Annotated in this window: 16 protein-coding genes; 10 read left to right on the top strand and 6 right to left on the bottom strand. The window is 55.5% G+C overall.

Annotated features, from left to right (window positions below):
- Positions 1 to 25 precede the first annotated feature (25 nt).
- From F6Y09_RS06905 to F6Y09_RS06915, 3 genes are all read left to right on the top strand, one after another.
- Positions 26 to 1,561 (top strand): fatty acyl-CoA reductase, encoded by a 1,536-nt coding sequence (locus tag F6Y09_RS06905; protein WP_152206196.1) that lies wholly within the window; start codon positions 26 to 28, stop codon positions 1,559 to 1,561.
- Positions 1,562 to 1,893: 332 nt separating this feature from the next.
- A complete protein-coding gene (gene acs, locus F6Y09_RS06910) occupies positions 1,894 to 3,840 on the top strand; it encodes an acetate--CoA ligase (protein ID WP_152206197.1) in 1,947 nt (648 codons plus the stop codon).
- Between the two features lie 42 nt (positions 3,841 to 3,882).
- Positions 3,883 to 4,548, top strand: a complete 666-nt coding sequence (locus tag F6Y09_RS06915) for a response regulator transcription factor (RefSeq protein WP_152206198.1) — start codon at positions 3,883 to 3,885, stop codon at positions 4,546 to 4,548.
- A gap of 78 nt (positions 4,549 to 4,626) precedes the next feature.
- Here F6Y09_RS06915 and F6Y09_RS06920 read toward each other — a convergent pair whose 3' ends face one another.
- Entirely contained in the window at positions 4,627 to 5,184 is a 558-nt protein-coding gene (locus F6Y09_RS06920; RefSeq protein WP_179959362.1) for a DUF1415 domain-containing protein, read from the bottom strand.
- Positions 5,185 to 5,341: 157 nt separating this feature from the next.
- Here F6Y09_RS06920 and F6Y09_RS06925 point away from each other — a divergent pair, with 157 nt between their 5' ends.
- The gene (locus F6Y09_RS06925; RefSeq protein WP_246180376.1) at positions 5,342 to 6,436 is read left to right on the top strand and encodes a fatty acid desaturase family protein; all 1,095 of its coding nucleotides are present in this window, start codon (positions 5,342 to 5,344) and stop codon (positions 6,434 to 6,436) included.
- A gap of 66 nt (positions 6,437 to 6,502) precedes the next feature.
- Here the strand turns inward: F6Y09_RS06925 and F6Y09_RS06930 are convergent, their stop codons facing one another.
- Positions 6,503 to 7,057 carry a YceB family lipoprotein gene (locus tag F6Y09_RS06930; protein WP_152206201.1) on the bottom strand — a complete coding sequence of 185 codons (555 nt, stop codon included), beginning with the start codon at positions 7,055 to 7,057 and terminating at the stop codon, positions 6,503 to 6,505.
- An 89-nt stretch (positions 7,058 to 7,146) separates the two neighbouring features.
- Between F6Y09_RS06930 and F6Y09_RS06935 the strand changes: the two genes are divergently transcribed.
- Positions 7,147 to 7,749, top strand: a complete 603-nt coding sequence (locus F6Y09_RS06935; protein WP_152206202.1) for an HAD family hydrolase — start codon at positions 7,147 to 7,149, stop codon at positions 7,747 to 7,749.
- A gap of 17 nt (positions 7,750 to 7,766) precedes the next feature.
- On the opposite strand, the gene F6Y09_RS06940 is transcribed toward F6Y09_RS06935, so the two are convergent.
- A complete protein-coding gene (locus F6Y09_RS06940) occupies positions 7,767 to 7,958 on the bottom strand; it encodes a CPXCG motif-containing cysteine-rich protein (RefSeq protein ID WP_152206203.1) in 192 nt (63 codons plus the stop codon).
- A 4-nt stretch (positions 7,959 to 7,962) separates the two neighbouring features.
- Positions 7,963 to 9,186: a pyridoxal phosphate-dependent aminotransferase gene (locus F6Y09_RS06945; protein WP_152206204.1), complete on the bottom strand. Its 1,224-nt coding sequence runs from the start codon at positions 9,184 to 9,186 to the stop codon at positions 7,963 to 7,965.
- A gap of 209 nt (positions 9,187 to 9,395) precedes the next feature.
- Here F6Y09_RS06945 and F6Y09_RS06950 point away from each other — a divergent pair, with 209 nt between their 5' ends.
- Complete coding sequence (locus tag F6Y09_RS06950) at positions 9,396 to 10,376, top strand: D-2-hydroxyacid dehydrogenase (RefSeq protein ID WP_152206205.1); 981 nt, start codon at positions 9,396 to 9,398, stop codon at positions 10,374 to 10,376.
- Positions 10,377 to 10,421: 45 nt separating this feature from the next.
- On the opposite strand, the gene F6Y09_RS06955 is transcribed toward F6Y09_RS06950, so the two are convergent.
- Positions 10,422 to 11,573, bottom strand: coding sequence for an isocitrate/isopropylmalate dehydrogenase family protein (locus F6Y09_RS06955; RefSeq protein ID WP_152206206.1), 1,152 nt, complete (start codon positions 11,571 to 11,573; stop codon positions 10,422 to 10,424).
- 210 nt (positions 11,574 to 11,783) lie between these two features.
- On the opposite strand from F6Y09_RS06955, the gene F6Y09_RS06960 reads away from it, so the two are divergent.
- Together F6Y09_RS06960 and F6Y09_RS06965 are read left to right on the top strand one after the other, a co-directional pair.
- Positions 11,784 to 12,560, top strand: a complete 777-nt coding sequence (locus F6Y09_RS06960) for an EAL domain-containing protein (RefSeq protein WP_246180378.1) — start codon at positions 11,784 to 11,786, stop codon at positions 12,558 to 12,560.
- Between the two features lie 33 nt (positions 12,561 to 12,593).
- On the top strand, positions 12,594 to 12,950 hold the full coding sequence (locus tag F6Y09_RS06965; protein WP_152206207.1) for a hypothetical protein: 357 nt from the start codon (positions 12,594 to 12,596) through the stop codon (positions 12,948 to 12,950).
- A 54-nt stretch (positions 12,951 to 13,004) separates the two neighbouring features.
- Here the strand turns inward: F6Y09_RS06965 and F6Y09_RS06970 are convergent, their stop codons facing one another.
- The gene (locus F6Y09_RS06970; RefSeq protein ID WP_152206208.1) at positions 13,005 to 13,910 is read right to left on the bottom strand and encodes a LysR family transcriptional regulator; all 906 of its coding nucleotides are present in this window, start codon (positions 13,908 to 13,910) and stop codon (positions 13,005 to 13,007) included.
- Between the two features lie 126 nt (positions 13,911 to 14,036).
- Between F6Y09_RS06970 and F6Y09_RS06975 the strand changes: the two genes are divergently transcribed.
- Together F6Y09_RS06975 and F6Y09_RS06980 are read left to right on the top strand one after the other, a co-directional pair.
- Positions 14,037 to 15,248 (top strand): acyl-CoA dehydrogenase family protein, encoded by a 1,212-nt coding sequence (locus tag F6Y09_RS06975; protein ID WP_152206209.1) that lies wholly within the window; start codon positions 14,037 to 14,039, stop codon positions 15,246 to 15,248.
- Positions 15,249 to 15,669: 421 nt separating this feature from the next.
- Positions 15,670 to 16,485, top strand: a complete 816-nt coding sequence (locus F6Y09_RS06980; RefSeq protein ID WP_152206210.1) for an SDR family oxidoreductase — start codon at positions 15,670 to 15,672, stop codon at positions 16,483 to 16,485.
- The last annotated feature ends 9 nt before the right edge of the window (positions 16,486 to 16,494 follow it).

The raw sequence follows: 16,494 nt of genomic DNA on the forward strand, positions 1-16,494 counted from the left end.
CATACTCAGAGAAGGAGTTCCACTCATGGCAAAACAGTTACCCGGTACCGCTGAGTCATCATCCAGAGTGTTGGAGCAGCTTCGCGGCAAGCAAGTTCTCATTACCGGAACCAGCGGCTTTCTCGGAAAGGTGGTGCTGGAGAAACTGATCAGAACGGTACCGGATATCGGGGGCATTCACCTGTTGATCAGGGGTAATGCACGCCACCCGAACGCACGTGAGCGATTCATGAACGAGATTGCTTGCTCGTCCGTGTTTGAGCGATTGAAGCTTGAGGATAGTGACGGGTTTGACTATTTTCTTGATACCAAAGTGCATTGCGTCACCGGTGAAGTGACTGAGCCTTTTTTTGGTATAACACAATCGAAATTCGATCACCTCGCCGGTCAGGTTGACGCGGTGATCAACTCTGCCGCCAGCGTTAATTTCCGGGAAGAGCTGGATAAGGCGCTGGCCATTAACACCCTGAGCCTTCATAACATAGCAGCGTTTGCCCACTCAGGCGGTGGCCTACCGGTGGTTCAGGTGTCGACCTGTTACGTCAACGGTATGAATTCGGGTCAGGCCTATGAGGCAGTTGTAAGCCCGGCCGGTGCAGAGATTCCCCGCAGCCCGGACGGATTTTTCGAGATTGAAGAATTGACCTCGCTGCTGCAGGACAAAATCGCCGATGTGCGCTCCCGATATGCCGGTAAGCAGCTTGAGAAGAAGCTGGTGGACCTAGGTATTCGGGAAGCCAATCACTATGGCTGGAGCGACACCTACACGTTCACCAAATGGCTGGGAGAGCAGCTATTAATGAAGGCGCTGCGGGGGCAGTCCCTGACTATTCTGAGGCCCTCGATTATCGAAAGCGCGCTGGCAGAGCCGGCGCCAGGCTGGATTGAAGGCGTGAAGGTGGCTGACGCGATTATCCTCGCTTACGCCCGGGAGAAAGTCACTTTGTTCCCCGGTAAGCGCAGTGGCATCATCGATGTGATACCGGTGGATCTGGTCGCCAGCAGTATCATTCTGTCGCTCACAGAAGCTTTTCTGGAGCCCGGGCGTCAACGGATTTACCAGTGCTGCAGTGGCTCGTCGAACCCGATCAGTCTGGGGGAGTTTATTGACCATCTGATGGAGGAGGCCCGGTCAAATTATGCCGCCTACAACCATCTGTTCTATCGCCAGCCGACCAAGCCTTTCATTGCGGTCAACCGCCGTCTGTTTGATGCGGTTATCGGGGGGGCAAGAATCCCGCTGTCGATTGCCGATCGCCTGCTAAAACTCATGAGTCAGAACCGTGAACTGAAGCTGTTGCGCAATATCGATATCACTCGTTCTCTCGCGACCATTTTCGGGTTTTACACCGCACCGGATTATATCTTTCACAATGACCGGCTAATGGCTCTGTGCGAGCGGATGGGCAGTCTGGATCAGACCCTGTTTCCGGTCGATGCCCGCCAGATTGACTGGGCAACCTATCTCAGAAAGGTCCACTTGGCTGGCCTGAACCGTTATGCACTCGGCGAGCGCAAGCTGTCTCGCCTGAAAACCAATAAAGTACGCAAGGCCGCCTGATTGGCGGATACTGCTTCCTGGCCGTCCGGGCAGCAATGCGCCCGGGCGGGCACTTTCTGCAATAAAGAGATCTGAGCTTTCCGACGGCTTCCGCGCAATTCTCCTGCAGCGAACTATGCTTGTAAAATCAACACAAGCGTCATGAGAAACTTTTGGAATAGGCAACGTTCTGCTGCGAAGTGCCTTCGTAATTAGGACGTTAGTCTAATTCATAGACCTGCACTGTGCGTGTTGAACTAGGAGGATCAGCCTACTAATGCCCTACGGCGCAGGTCGCTCTGTTCAAATAATTCCGATAATGACAACAGACTCATAAAACTGGGGAGCATATAATGACTAACAAACAGGTTTATCCGGTTACGCCGGAATTTGCCAGACAGACCCTGATTAATCGTGAACAGTACGATGAAATGTACCGTCAGTCCGTTGCTGATCCCGATACCTTCTGGGGTGAACATGGCAAGCGTCTGGACTGGATCAAGCCTTTTTCCAAGGTAAAAAATACGACTTTCGATTACGATAAGCTGTCGATCAAGTGGTTTGAAGACGGCACTTTGAACGCGGCCGCCAACTGTCTGGACCGCCACCTTGAGAAACGTGGTGACCAGACCGCTATTATTTTTGAAGGCGACGACCCCTCCGATTCCCGTAATGTTACCTATCGCGAATTGCATGCTGAAACCAGCAAGTTCGCCAATGTTCTGAAGTCCCTCGGCGTCAAAAAAGGCGACGTAGTAACCATTTACATGCCAATGATTGTTGAAACGGCGGTTGCCATGCTGGCCTGTGCCCGCATCGGTGCGATCCATTCGGTGGTGTTCGGCGGCTTCTCGCCGGAAGCCCTGGGTGCACGGATCGAAAACGGCAAGTCGAAGTTTGTCGTCACTGCGGATGAAGGTCTTCGTGGCGGCCGCAAAATCCCGCTCAAAAAGAATGTGGATGTGGCGCTGTCCAGCAGCAAGATTTCGGATGTAACCACGGTGGTTGTGGTCACCCGTACCGGCGGTGATGTGCCCTGGGATGCCAGCCGCGACGTGCGTTACGAGGACGTCATGAAAACCGCTTCTGCCGAATGTCCGGTGGAGCCCATGAACGCCGAAGACCCTCTGTTCATGCTTTACACATCCGGTTCAACGGGTGCCCCCAAGGGCGTGCTGCACACCACCGGAGGGTATTTGCTGTACACCGCTATGACCCACGAATATATCTTCGATTATCACGATGGCGATGTGTATTGGTGCACAGCAGACTTTGGTTGGGTAACCGGCCACAGCTATATTCTCTACGGACCCTTAACCAACGGCGCGGTAACCGTGCTGTTCGAGGGTGTGCCGAATTACCCGGACACCTCCCGGATGGGGCAGGTGGTAGACAAGCACAAGGTCAACATTCTCTATACTGCACCCACCGCGATTCGCGCACTGATGGCCGAAGGTGAATCCTGCATGAACGGCACCACCCGCGACAGCCTGCGGCTGCTGGGTTCGGTGGGTGAACCCATTAATCCGGAAGCTTGGGAGTGGTACCATCGGGTCATCGGTAATGGCAAATGCCCGATTGTAGACACCTGGTGGCAGACCGAGACCGGCGGCATTCTTATTTCCCCGCTGCCCGGTGCAATTGATCTGAAGCCGGGTTCGGCAACCCTGCCATTTTTCGGTATTCAGCCGGCCATCGTCGATGCGGATGGCAATATCCTGGAAGGTGCATGCGAAGGCAACCTGGTTATTCGCGACAGCTGGCCCGGACAGATGCGGACCATCTACGGAGACCATGAGCGCTTCAAGCAGACGTACTTCAGCGCCTACAAGGGCATGTATTTCACCGGTGACGGCGTGCGCCGGGATGAGGATGGTTATTACTGGATAACCGGGCGGGTGGACGACGTGCTGAACGTTTCCGGCCACCGCCTCGGTACTGCGGAAGTCGAAAGCGCACTGGTCTCTCACAGTAAGGTCGCAGAAGCGGCGGTGGTGGGCTTCCCCCATGACATCAAAGGTCAGGGTATTTATGTTTACGTTACTCTGGTGCTCGGCGCAGAGCCGACCGATGAACTCAAAAAGGAGTTGATTCAGTGGGTTCGCAAAGAGATCGGGCCGATCGCTTCTCCAGATGTCATCCAGTGGGCGCCGGGCTTGCCGAAGACCCGGTCAGGTAAAATCATGCGGCGTATCCTGCGTAAGATCGCAGCGAACGAACACGATCAGTTGGGTGATACCTCAACTTTGGCCGATCCGGGTGTCGTTGACGAACTCATCAAGCATCGCGGTGATAAATAGCGTATAACGTCACCAAAGCTTACATCGCAAGGAATCGGTTGAATGGCCCAACACATTATCATCGCTGACGATCATCCGCTGTTTCGTGCTGCATTGAGGCAAGCGGTGAATCAGGCAGTGCCGGATGCTCTGGCGGTTGAAGTCGAGAGCATCAAGGCATTGCAGGATGCGGTTGATGCGCACCCGGACGCAGATCTGGTTCTGCTGGATCTGAACATGCCGGGTGCCCACGGTTTCTCGGGGCTGGTGTTTATGCGCGGCCAGTACCCCGGGCTACCCGTGGTGGTGGTGTCAGGCTCCGAAGAATTGCAGGTGATGCGTCGTTCCATCGATTACGGGGCGTCCGGCTTCATACCGAAGTCGGCGCCCCTGCCAACCATCACCCGGGCGATCCAGGATGTGCTGGGTGGTGATGTCTGGCTGCCAGAAGGTGTGGCGGAGCGCATCGAACGCCTCCAGGGTGATACCACTGACTTCTCCGAGAAACTGGCATCGCTCACGCCCCAGCAGTTCCGGGTGTTGGGTATGCTGGCGGAAGGGCTGCTGAACAAACAGATCGCCTATGATCTGGATGTGTCGGAAGCCACTATCAAAGCCCATATTACTGCAGTATTCCGAAAACTTGGGGTTCGCAATCGGACTCAGGCCGTGATTGCCATTCAGCAAATGGAAATTGATCCTTCCGATACGTCTTTGTCAGGTAGTTAACGTCCTTTGGTCTTGCCTGTCCGTGCTCCGCCATCCATGGCTCCGTACGGTTTTGGAAAGACCTCTCCGCTTACTTTGCTATTCATCAGTAGATGCGTTCCAAAGCTTCTGCCAGCCGACCTTTCCCAGTTTCTCCAGTGCTGCAATATTCGCTTCGTAGATTGCGTCGGTATTTTCCATGCTGTCGACGGCCTTTTCTATGCTGCTTTCCCGAAGTATGTGCAAGGTCGGGTAGGGGGAGCGGTTGGTATAGTTCTCCAGATCGTCCGGCTGGGTGTCGGCAAACCGGTACTGGGGGTGAAAGCTGGCAATCTGCAGGGTCCCCTCAAGGTCGAGCATTTCGACCACCTGGTTTGCGGTCTGCAAGAAATCATTGAAGTCCTCGAAATCCGTTAACACCTGTGGGTGTATCAGCAGTGTGGTCTCAATAGTCCGTGGCGGACTGGCCAGGACGGCTGTGAGGGCGGCAGTGAGGTCTTCCAGCAACGCTTCCGGTGTCTGAGCTTCAGAGACTTCAAAGTGCACCTGACCTTTCAGGTAGGGCGCTCTGGCAAAAGGGCAGAGGTTCAGGCCGATAACGGCTTTTTCCAACCAGAGTCGGGTGGCTGCGATAACGTATTGGGCGTCCAGGATCATAAAACGGGTGCTTGGTAGTGGGCGTGACCGGATCATATCGGTTTGGGTACAGCATGTCTTTTTTGACCTTCATCAAAAATTAATCCAAATGCCATTGTGCTGTCACCGCTGTTTCTGTAAATTCAGCTTACAAATGTACGCTGAAGTTTATAGGTGAATGATGAATGCTGCTGTTAAACCCGAGAATTTAAGGCCTGAACGTTATGGGATGCCGGACGAGCGTGCGCTGCGTGATCGTATGCGCAAGGAGCTGCCAGCGGATACCTTCCAGACTCAAACCTGGCGGGTGATCTGGTTTTTACCGTTGCAACTGGTGATCTGGGGCGGTATAGCAACCATTCTGACGGCGGGGTTGCCCTGGTATGCCAACGTGCTTATCGGCTTGGTGGTGGGGCATACCATTGGCTCCCAGGCCTTGCTGGCCCACGAGGTGCTGCACGGTTCCATGGGCATGAGCAAGCGCTGGCAGAACTTCTTCGGTTGGCTGGGGTTTGGTCCGATGATTGTGCCACCGGAGTTCTGGCGTAAGTGGCACAATGTTGTTCATCACGGCCACACCAATATGGGAGATTCGGACCCTGACAGTTTTGGAACCCTACGCCGTTACAAGATCGATCCGAAACAGAAGAAGTTCACCAGGCTGGCGCCGGGCTCCCGTACCTGGTACAGCTACCTGTTCCTGACTTACTCCTTCAGCTTTCATGCCCAGTTGGTGCTGTGGTTCCAGGCAAAACGCCGTAAACAGTTCCGGGGCATGAACCGTCGCAAAGCCATCATTCAGAGTGGGGTCTGTGTTGCCGCCTGGCTGGCACTGGCGGTCATTTCCGGGCCGCTGGCGCTGTTCACCGTCGTGATCCCGTTTATGGTGGCCAATGCTCTGGGTCAGGGTTACATTCTGACCAACCACTTTTTGCGGCCCCAAACAACGACCAATAACCCGTTGGACAACTCCATGAGCGTGCGCACGTTGCCCGTTCTTGACCGTTTGCATTATCGGTTCAGTCACCACATTGAGCATCACTTCTTCCCCAAGATGGCCTCCAACAAGACGCCTCGCGTCAGGGCCTGGCTTGAGCAGAATTACGGTGATCGTTACGTGGCACCCTCGCACTGGAAAGCGATCAAACTGCTTTACTCCACACCGCGGGTGTACAAGTCTTCAACCGTGCTGGTAGATCCGAATCACCCGGAGCGTGAGTTCGATCTGCTGCCATTGCAGCAGGAAATGAGCGCAGCAGCGCGACAGGATTAACACCTGAAAATCCCCAAAAAGCCCGCCATCGATCAGATCGCGGGCTTTTTTTCAGTATCTGGGACGTTATTCGGCGGTGATAAATTCCAGCCGGCCCGGGGCGACCCGGATGTCCATGGGCACGATACCCAGCATACGTTGACCGAAGTCATTTTCATCCAGTCGATAGACCGGCACCGTTTCCAGCATCTGCGCCACTGCTCGCATCACGGTATCGGTGACAGGTTTGAGATTACCCTTGAAGTAGGGGGAGTCAATCCGGCTGTCCAGTAGCTGCAGTCGCCGTAAATACACGGCTTTCTCTTCGCTGTCATATACCGGAGCACCTTCCAGTTTGAGGATGATATCCACCGGAATGCGGGTCATTAACGCATTCAGGGAAACCTGACCTGTCAGGTCCAATACTGCTACATCCCGACCGTCTGGTCCGAGGGTTATGTCCGCATTGCTCAATGAAACTCCTAACGGGGACCCGGCCTGCATTTGCTGACGATCAAAATCCTTGATGGCATTTTGTAAATGACCTTCCAGTTGACCCTCGCTGATGGAATAAGGCGACAATGAGGCGCAGCCACTGAAGAACAGTACGGCAAGCAAAGGCAGGATAAAAAGGCGTGTCATTATCGGAACTCCGTATAAAGACCTGTATCCTGAGACACCGGCCCGATTAGGGCAAGTGTGTATTTATTAATGGCGGTACAGGAGCAGGCATGCAAAAACTGACAGAGGCACTTGCCCGTACTTTTCGCGGGGTGGCATTTGATCTGGACGGAACACTGGTCAACTCTGGACTGGATTTTACGGCTATCCGGCGCGATCTCGGGTTTCCAGCGACTGTTGGTGTGCTGGAGCATATGGCCACCCTCACGGATGAGCACCAGCGTGCAAAAGCCCAAGAGGTGCTGCATCGTCATGAGATGGCGGGCGCCGATCGGGCGACCTGGATGCCTGGAGCGGAAAGCCTGCTGAAGGCATTAAATGACGCTGGCGTGCCGATGGCGATTCTTACCCGCAATAGCCGTGCCGCAGTGCGGGCCACCTGCAAAACACTGGATATTCCGGTCGGGCGCATACTGACCCGGGAGGACTGTGCACCCAAGCCGAGCCCTGAGGGTTTGCTGAGGATAGCCCGGCATTTTGATTTGCCTGTTGAGCGGATGCTGTATGTGGGGGATTTTATCGATGACCTTACCGCTGCACGCCGGGCAGGCATGGCGGGGTGTCTGTACCGGACAGAACGTAACCGGCGGCTGGCCCCGGAAGCGCGCTTCGTGATTGATCATTTCAAGGAGTTGAGGGTATTGCTCAAGTAAAATGGCGGGGTATGGGCTTATTCGTTCTCGGCAGTTGCGGTGATTCTCAGGTGCCGGTCTTCTTCAAACACCGCGTGAATCAGGATTGGCTGGCAACAGACTTGGCAATCCTCCACATATTCCTGATCTTCCGCTGATGGGTCGACGCTGATTTCCAGCGTCTCCCAGCAGTAAGGGCATTGAATAGTGGCGGATTCCAGGGCGGACATGGCGTCAAAACTGCTGCTTTGCCATCCATGGGATGATTCTGTCGAACGCTTCCTCGATGGTTTCGCACGGCGCCGAGAAGCTGAATCGCAGGGCATTGGCGGTATGCTCGCCAAACGCATCCCCCGGTACCACGCACACGCCGGTCTCCTTAAGCATCCGCAGGGCAAGGTCCGAACCGTCCACATGCATCGGCAGGTTGGGGAACGAGAAAAATGCACCACCGGGTTGATAGCCGGTCAGATGAGGGGTCCGATTAATCAGCTCGACAATCTTGTCCCTGCGCTCCCGGTATATATTGACCATGTCGGTAATGCATTGCTGATCACCGGTCAGCGCCGCAACACCCGCATACTGTGAGGGAGTGTTGGCCACCGACGTGGTAAACATATGAAAGCGCCGCAGGGACTTGATGGTGGCCTGGCTGGAAATGACCCAGCCGACCCGCAAGCCTGCCATGCTGAAGGTCTTTGAGAAGCTGCTGATACACATGATGTTGTCGAGGTCGACACTACAGCGCAGCACACTGGCGTATTCGTCTTCGTCGAAAATCAGATGATCGTACACTTCGTCACTGTAAATCTGGATACCGCGATAGGCGCACTCTTCAACAATGGTCTCAATGGTGCTTCGTGGATAAACGGCGCCAGTGGGGTTGTTGGGGGAGTTGAGGATTACCGCAAAGGTTCTCGCACCCATGGCCTTGATAACTTCATCAGGATCGAGCTGGTGATTGTCCTCAATCCGGGTCGGCACGTATTTGACTTCCCCGCCGTTCATCCGGATCAAAGGTGCATAGAGCAAAAATGATGGATCGGTCACGATGAACTGACGACCTGGTGCGGAGGTCGCCGCAATCGCCAGGTACATGGCCTCTGTGGCCCCACTGGTGATCAGGATATTATCCCGGGTCAGTTTGCGGTCATAACGCTTGCTGTAGTAATCCCGCAGGGCAACCAACAGCTCCGGCAAGCCGGCATCCATGGTATATCCGGTCTGGCCAGCGTTGAGGGCATCAATGTAGGCATCGATGATGTGCTTGGGCGTTGGCAGGTCCGGCTGCCCGATGGACAGGTGAATCACGTCCTTCATATTGGCAGCCAGGTTCACCATCCGCCGGATACCCGGTACCGGGATGGCCTGCATGGAAGGGTGCCAGCGAGCCTTTGTCTTGCGATATTTAACCTTGCGGGGCTCGGTCTGTCCGCTGGTTTTCGCGGCGTCTGGCATATGCATCTCCTGAAGGCTAGATAACGATAATCTACTAGCAGGTTAGTGCTTTAAGAGGGGGGCGACAAGGCCTGAATCACAGTGTTTTTCATTTTCATGTCAATTCGCTATTTATTGGCCAGAAACCGCATTTGACCGCTGTGAGGCGAGGCACCAGACTAGAAGGATCCAGAGGTTGCGACCTCGCCCACGACCAGAGAGAGACCGCCATGAATCGCCCGGATAAGCAGATCGTCGTCACTGTCCTGACTTCACCCGGTGAGCCGGAACCACCGGGTCTGGATGCGCTGCGGGCAAGAGCGGAGGTGCGTTTTGCATCGGATGAGCAAACCTTGCGGGCCACCTTGCCGGGTACTCACGTTTTGATGGTCACGGATTTTCGTACCGAAGCGTTGGTCGCCGCCTGGCCGACTGCGGACAAACTGGAGTGGATTCATGCCACCAGTGCAGGGGTCGATGCGTTGATGTTCCCGGAGCTTATTGACGGGCCGGTGAAGGTAACCAATGCCCGGGGCATTTTTGATCGTACGATCGCTGAATACGTATTATGCACCATCCTGATGTTCGCCAAGGACTTCCCCCATTCCATCCGCCTGCAGCTTGAGCACCGTTGGCAGCACCGTGATACCGAGAGGGCAGAAGGTAAGCAGGTTTTGATTGTCGGTGCGGGGTCCATCGGGCGACAGATTGCGCGGCTGGTGAAGGCAGTAGGACTGATCCCCCACGGTATTGCCCGTACAGCCCGCAAGGAAGACCCGGACTTCGTGGCGGTTCATGGCAATGACCAACTCTATGAGCAGTTAGCTCATGCAGACTACGTGGTGATCGCCGCGCCACTGACGCCCCAGACCGAGGGGCTGTTCGATGCCACCGCATTTGAAGCCATGAAAAATACCGCGCGGTTGATCAATATCGGGCGGGGTCCGGTAGTGAACACTGACGACTTGCTGGACGCCCTCTACTACCGTGTGATTGCCGGGGCGGCGCTGGACGTCTTTGAAGAGGAGCCGTTGCCAGAGGATCATCCGCTCTGGGCCATGGAGAACGTCATTATGACAGCCCATATGTCCGGGGACTTTATCGGGTGGCGGCGTGCCCTGACGGATCAGTTTCTGGAGAATTTTGATCGCTGGCACCGAGGCGAAGAGTTGTTCAACCCGGTCAACAAAGCGTTGGGCTACGCTGGATAAATTCGAGGACTGTTAAGGCCGCCCAAAGGCGGCCTTAACGGATCGTCACTTCAGCCGGGCAATAATGGCATCGCCAATCGCGCGGGTGTCCCTTCGGGTGGAGCCGTTCTCTGCCAGGTCAGCCGCTACCGCATCAAACAGAACCTGTCCCGCTGTTTTCAGTTTGTCATCGCTGCGACCAAGCCAATCCAGCATGCGGGCGGTGGTGAACAACATGGCGGTAGGGTCGGCCAGCCCCTGGCCAGCGATGTCCGGGGCGCTGCCGTGGGTTGGCTCAAACATGGAGGGCATGTCGGGGTTGTCCGGGTTGAGGTTGCACGAAGGTGCCACCCCCATGCCACCGGAAAGTACAGCTGCCAGATCGGTCAGGATATCGCCCTGAAGGTTACTGGCCACCACAACGTCAAAATGCCACGGGCACTGAACGAACTTCATGCAGGCGGCGTCGACCAGTTCATGGTGGGTGGCCACGTCGGGATATTCTTTTGCAATTTCGGCGAAGGCTTCGGAATACATATCACCCCAGTAGCGTAATGCATTGCGTTTGGTCACGATGCAAACCTGGCTTTCGCAGGTTTTGCCCCCCAGGATCGAAAACGAGCGTTGCTTGCCTTCAGCCGCCCTCGTTTCTGCGCGCTTGCGGGCCTGCTCGAAACCGTACCGGATAATCCGGTCCGTGGCGCGGCGGGTAAACACCTCCATCTGGGTTGCGACTTCCTCGGCGGTCCCTTGCCGCAAGCGGCCACCCTGGCCGACATATTCGCCTTCACTGTTTTCCCGTATGACCAGCATGTCGATGTCTTTGGCACGTTCATCCGCCAGAAACTGCCGTGCACCCGGCAGCAGCCGTGCAGGCCGTTCGCACACCCATTGGTCAAAGCCCTTACGCATTTGCAGTAGCGGCGCGAGTGAGACGCTGTCCGATAACAGGTAGCGGTCGGGGTCATCCATAGGGCCGGGATCGCCCAACGCACCCAGCAGAATTGCGTCAAAAGCCCGGAGCTGTTGCAGCGCATCGTCAGGCATCACTTCGCCATGTTGCTGATGCCAGGCGTGAGAGGGCCAGGGAAAGCGGGTCCACTCCAACGCGAGACCGTGTCGTTCACGCAGAGCCTCAAGGCAGCGAATAGACTCGGCAACAACTTCGGGACCTATGCCGTCACCGGGGGTCACTGCGATTCGGGTAGTCTCGGACATGGAACGCGCCTCCTGAGTAGAATGAGTATGCTCACAGATTGTCGGATTACCTTTCTACACGCAAGTCGTTAGCGTCGTTACGCTAACAGTGTTTCATTACCAAATCTGGCTATATAGACTAAAAGAAAGTGCAAACCAGTGTTCATGGGAGCGCTGCCATGATGGTATCGTGTCGGCGGTCGTCCTTGTGGTTTTGGAGATTCAGTTTCAGTGAGTAAATTTGAAAAAATACTTGATGAAAGCCACTGTGAGCAATGTTCCTGTGGCGAAGGTCTGGATTTCCAGTTCAGTTTCGCGTTCCAGCCTATTGTCGATGTGTCAGATCAGTCCGTTTACGCCTATGAGGCCCTGGTGCGTGGCCTGGGTGGAGAAAGTGCCTGGAGCATTCTGTCCCGGGTCACATCGGAGAATCGCTATTCCTTTGACCAGATATGCCGGGTAAAGGCAGTCAAGCTGGCCTCCAGACTGGGTATGAAGTCCCGTCTGAGTATTAACTTCATGCCCAATGCGGTATATAAGGCGGAGTACTGTATCCGTACGACACTCGCAGCCGCCAAAACCTATAACTTTGACACCAGCAAGATAATCTTTGAGTTTCTGGAAGCGGAGGATCTGCAGTCGTCCACTGACCATATCGTCTCTATTCTCAAGGCTTACCGTGAGATGGGGTTTCAGACCTCGATCGATGATTTCGGCGCCGGCTACTCGCGCCTCAATATTATGGTTGCCTGCCCTCCGGATTTTCTGAAACTGGATATGGCCCTGGTTCGTAACGTCCATGCCGAACCCAACAAGCAGGCGGTGGTGAACGGTGTCATAACCATGATGAATGAATTGGGTGGTCGTATTGTTGCCGAAGGCGTGGAGACAGAGGAAGAGTATCGTTGGCTGAGATCCCGGGGTATTACCCTTTATCAGGGCTATCTGTTTGCACGGCCTGGTTTTGAGACCTTGCCTGAGCCCTGGTTTCCGGAGTATCCGGTCTGAACCCCCCGTTTGCAGGTCGGGAGTAAGTATTCCGTGTTCTATCGTATAGTCACATTGGCAGGTGGCATAGTACTGGTCGCCCTGCTGTTTTCGTTGATATGGCTGTTCTGCCGCAAGTTCCTGGCGCACCACGGCGTGGCTGAGGATCTTTCCGATCGTGCCATGGTGCTGGCCACCTGGACTTTTGCCGGGGTGAGTCTGGGGTTGGTGTTTGCCGTGGTGGGCGCCTTTATTCTGGGCCCCTGGGCATTTTACCGAACCTTGCGATCCCAGGGTGTGGCGGTTTCGGATGGCGCGGCTATCTGGTGGGGGTTTGGTATTGTCAGCAGTGCCCTTGCCATTACCGTCACTGCTTTCGCAGCATTTCTTTTTGCCGTAGGCGCCATCTGACGTTAATCGGCTTCGATTTCACGGAGCCTCCTGCTGTTCCCCCACCACGCTTTATCAGTAGTCACCTGCCACCGCGTGCAACTGGTCCCGGAACCAGATCAAGGCCGGTTCTTTCTCGTACGGCTTGTGCCAATACAAGTGAACGTCGATACCCGGCAACTCAACTGGCGGGGTCATGATATCTACCCGGGCATGCTTCGAAATTATCCGGGCATAGGTTTCTGGCATGGTGAGCAGCAGGTTGGTGTTCTCCACCACGCGACAGGCAGCATAATAATGCTGGCAACGTAGACGAATCTTGCGTTGTACCCCCAGCCGCGACAATTCGAAATCCTCAATACCCGGTCCGTCGGCCCTTGATGACACCAGAACATGCTGGGCCTGGAGGTACTCTGTCATGGAGAGTGCACGTGGCTCGTCACTGGGTGCAGCTGCTCTGGCAATCACCACCAGCCTGTCCTTGCGAAGCAGTTCATGGGAGGTCTGATTGCTGATCGGCAGCAATACGTCTACAGCGAAATCAAGTTTGCCAGCGGCCAGCATCGTTTCCATATCGCGCCGGGCAATCCGCTGGCTGACAATCTCTATATCCGGATAACTGTCCAGTCGGGGCATCAATTGCGGCAGGAAAGTGGATTCCAGAATGTCCCGCAACGCCAGGGAGTAGGTTTTCCGCTGGTTGGCGGGGTCGAAAGCGTGGAACTGGTTGACCGCACTCTGGATCTGGGTCAGGCCCGGCCGCATGGATTCCGCAAACCGGCGGGCCAGGGGTGTGGGGACCATCTGATTGCCCTGGCGGGTAAACAGAGGGTCATCAAAATGCTCCCGCAATCGGGCGAGGGAGTGGCTCACCGCAGGCTGTGTAAGGTGCAGCGAGTGGGCGGCCCGAGTCAGGCTCCCCTCCCGGAATATCGTGTCAAATACGTGCAACAGGTTGAGATCAAGACGGTTCAGCGCCATAGTCGAGCTCGCTCGAGAATAAGTAGGCCTAATGATAAACGATAAGAATAATTCAGTCGCGTAATAGTAAGTCGGTCTTTAGACTGGAATTCACTATCGGAATCACAACCGCCGGGGACAACTGTCATGGATTTTACCATCTCTGAGAAAGGCCAGGATTACCTCCAACGCGTGAAGGTATTCATGAAAGACGAGATTCTCCCGGTCGAGAAAGCCTATTACACGGAATTGGCCGCCCTGGAAAACCGCTGGGTAGTGCTGCCTGTCATTCGGGAGCTCAAGGAAAAAGCCCGGGCCCAGGGCCTGTGGAACATGTTTTTCCCGGATGAAAAGCATGGCTGTGGATTGCTGAATTCGGACTATGCACTGATTGCGGAAGAAACCGGACGCAGTTTTATTGCCCCGGAAATATTTAATTGTAATGCTCCGGACACGGGCAACATGGAAGTGCTGATTCACTATGGTTCGGACGCGCAGAAGGCGGCATGGCTGCCACGTCTGATGAGCGGTGAAGTTCGCTCTGCCTTTTGCATGACAGAGCCGGATGTAGCTTCCTCGGACGCCACCAATATGCAGGCAACCGCCATCGTGGAAGGCGATGACGTCGTGTTGAATGGTCGCAAGTGGTGGAGCACGGGTATTGGTCATCCGGATTGCAAGGTGGCGATTTTCATGGGGCTCTCCGACCCGGATGCTCACAAGCATCGTCAGCATTCCATGGTTCTGGTGCCGCTGGATACCCCGGGTATCAAAGTCGAGCGCATGCTACCGGTGTTCGGCGCCTACGATGAGCCCTACGGCCACGGTGTGGTGTCCTTCGAGAACGTGCGCCTGCCCAGGAGTGCGATCATCGCCGGGCCTGGCCGCGGTTTTGAAATTGCCCAGGGCCGCTTGGGGCCGGGACGGGTACATCATTGCATGCGAGCCATTGGTGCGGCGGAGCGTACCCTTGAGTTGCTGATCAAGCGCGCTACCAGTCGTGAGGCGTTCGGCCGCCCGATCGCTAAACTGGGGGGTAGCCCGGACGTCATTGCCAATGCCCGGATGGCGATTGAACAGGGCCGCCTGCTGACGTTGAAGTGTGCATGGGCCCTGGATACCAAAGGTATCGTCGGTGCTTTGCAGGAAGTGTCGATGATCAAGGCGGTTATTCCGAAGATGCTTCAGCAAATTGTGGACGATGCGATTCAGATCCACGGTGGTGCCGGTGTCAGCGACGATGATTTCCCACTGACGCAACTGTTCGCTTATGCTCGGGTTCTCCGCTTGGCTGATGGCCCGGATGAGGTTCACCGTGCGATGGTTGCTCGGCTTGAGCTGGCTAAATACCGGAGCTGAGGCTTGGGTGCCAGGGATCCTTAATGCGTGGTCTTAATGCGTGGCTTTTTTGATGTGGTGCACGGAGCCGGCGGGAGGGTGTTTCAGAAACACGCTCCTTCGGCACGTCCATGTGACGCTTGAGCTCCGCCATCCATGGCTCCGCACAGTTTCTGAATCACCCTCCCGCCGGCTCCTGTCAACTATGGGAGTCGGCCTGCGAGGTAAAAGCAGAGTATTGCGATGAATTTTCTGGAAAAGTGGATCGGCTAACTGAAATCTTCGGAAGTCGGCGACGGGGACGTCCTTCTGAAACCCTGCGGAGCCATGGATGGCGGAGCGGAGCGTACAGGGAAGTATTCACAGCGTGTTTCAGAAAGGCGCCCCCATCGACGGCTCTTGCACGCAAGTTTAAAACACGATAAACCAGCGGAAGACAACAATGACACAGCGAGTATTTATCACCGGCGGTGCCAGCGGTTTGGGACGGGCACTGGCTCTGGGTTATGCCAAAGAAGGGGCCAAAGTCTGTATCGGAGACATCAATGCTGAGCAGGGCGCTGTCGTGGAGGAGGAAATCCGCCAGCACGGTGGCGAGGGTCTCTACGTCAACTGCGATGTACGTCGGTTGACGGATCTGGAGAAAATCCGCGACGCGCTGGAAAAAAAGTGGGGCGGCGTGGATGTGGTGGTCAACAACGCTGGCGTCGCTTCAGCGGGCACCATCGAAAATTCCACCATGGCAGACTGGGAGTGGATTCTCGATATCAACGTGTTGGGCGTCGTACGGGGCTGTAAGGCTTTCACGCCATTGTTCAAGAAGCAGGGGGCGGGGACTTTTGTCAACATCGCCTCAATGGCCGGGTTAATGTTGGCCCCTTTGATGAGCAGCTACAATGTGTCCAAGGCCGGTGTTATCGCGCTTTCGGAGACGTTGACCCATGAGCTGCGGGATGATGGCATTCATGTCAGTTGCGTTTGTCCCGCGTTTTTCCAGACCAACCTGACCCAGTCCATGCGTTCCGATATTGCCGGCGTGCAACAAAGCGTAGGCAAGTTGATGAAACGCTCCACCATCACTGCAGATGATGTGGCGAAAGCGATTATCCGGTCCGTGAAAGATCGAGATTTCTGGGTGTTACCCCACGTCAAGGAGCGCCGCATGTGGATTCTCAAACGCCATGCACCCTGGGCCTTTGACTGGCTCATGCACCAGGAAAGCAAACGCTGGATGAAGAAAATGGGGGGTGCGGCCTGACGTCGCCCA

This window comes from Marinobacter changyiensis (assembly GCF_009193265.1).
In the GTDB taxonomy this organism is placed as follows: Bacteria; Pseudomonadota; Gammaproteobacteria; order Pseudomonadales; family Oleiphilaceae; genus Marinobacter; species Marinobacter changyiensis.

What these genes read in the sequence shown, in the direction of transcription:
- F6Y09_RS06950 (WP_152206205.1), top strand. Translation starts at nt 9,396, where the DNA reads ATGAATCGCCCGGATAAGCAGATCGTCGTCACTGTCCTGACTTCACCC.
- F6Y09_RS06945 (WP_152206204.1), bottom strand. Translation starts at nt 9,186, where the DNA reads ATGCCAGACGCCGCGAAAACCAGCGGACAGACCGAGCCCCGCAAGGTT.
- F6Y09_RS06935 (WP_152206202.1), top strand. Translation starts at nt 7,147, where the DNA reads ATGCAAAAACTGACAGAGGCACTTGCCCGTACTTTTCGCGGGGTGGCA.
- F6Y09_RS06975 (WP_152206209.1), top strand. Translation starts at nt 14,037, where the DNA reads ATGGATTTTACCATCTCTGAGAAAGGCCAGGATTACCTCCAACGCGTG.
- acs (WP_152206197.1), top strand. Translation starts at nt 1,894, where the DNA reads ATGACTAACAAACAGGTTTATCCGGTTACGCCGGAATTTGCCAGACAG.
- F6Y09_RS06915 (WP_152206198.1), top strand. Translation starts at nt 3,883, where the DNA reads ATGGCCCAACACATTATCATCGCTGACGATCATCCGCTGTTTCGTGCT.
- F6Y09_RS06970 (WP_152206208.1), bottom strand. Translation starts at nt 13,910, where the DNA reads ATGGCGCTGAACCGTCTTGATCTCAACCTGTTGCACGTATTTGACACG.
- F6Y09_RS06955 (WP_152206206.1), bottom strand. Translation starts at nt 11,573, where the DNA reads ATGTCCGAGACTACCCGAATCGCAGTGACCCCCGGTGACGGCATAGGT.
- F6Y09_RS06905 (WP_152206196.1), top strand. Translation starts at nt 26, where the DNA reads ATGGCAAAACAGTTACCCGGTACCGCTGAGTCATCATCCAGAGTGTTG.
- F6Y09_RS06925 (WP_246180376.1), top strand. Translation starts at nt 5,342, where the DNA reads ATGATGAATGCTGCTGTTAAACCCGAGAATTTAAGGCCTGAACGTTAT.
- F6Y09_RS06980 (WP_152206210.1), top strand. Translation starts at nt 15,670, where the DNA reads ATGACACAGCGAGTATTTATCACCGGCGGTGCCAGCGGTTTGGGACGG.
- F6Y09_RS06930 (WP_152206201.1), bottom strand. Translation starts at nt 7,057, where the DNA reads ATGACACGCCTTTTTATCCTGCCTTTGCTTGCCGTACTGTTCTTCAGT.
- F6Y09_RS06940 (WP_152206203.1), bottom strand. Translation starts at nt 7,958, where the DNA reads ATGTCCGCCCTGGAATCCGCCACTATTCAATGCCCTTACTGCTGGGAG.
- F6Y09_RS06920 (WP_179959362.1), bottom strand. Translation starts at nt 5,184, where the DNA reads ATGATCCTGGACGCCCAATACGTTATCGCAGCCACCCGACTCTGGTTG.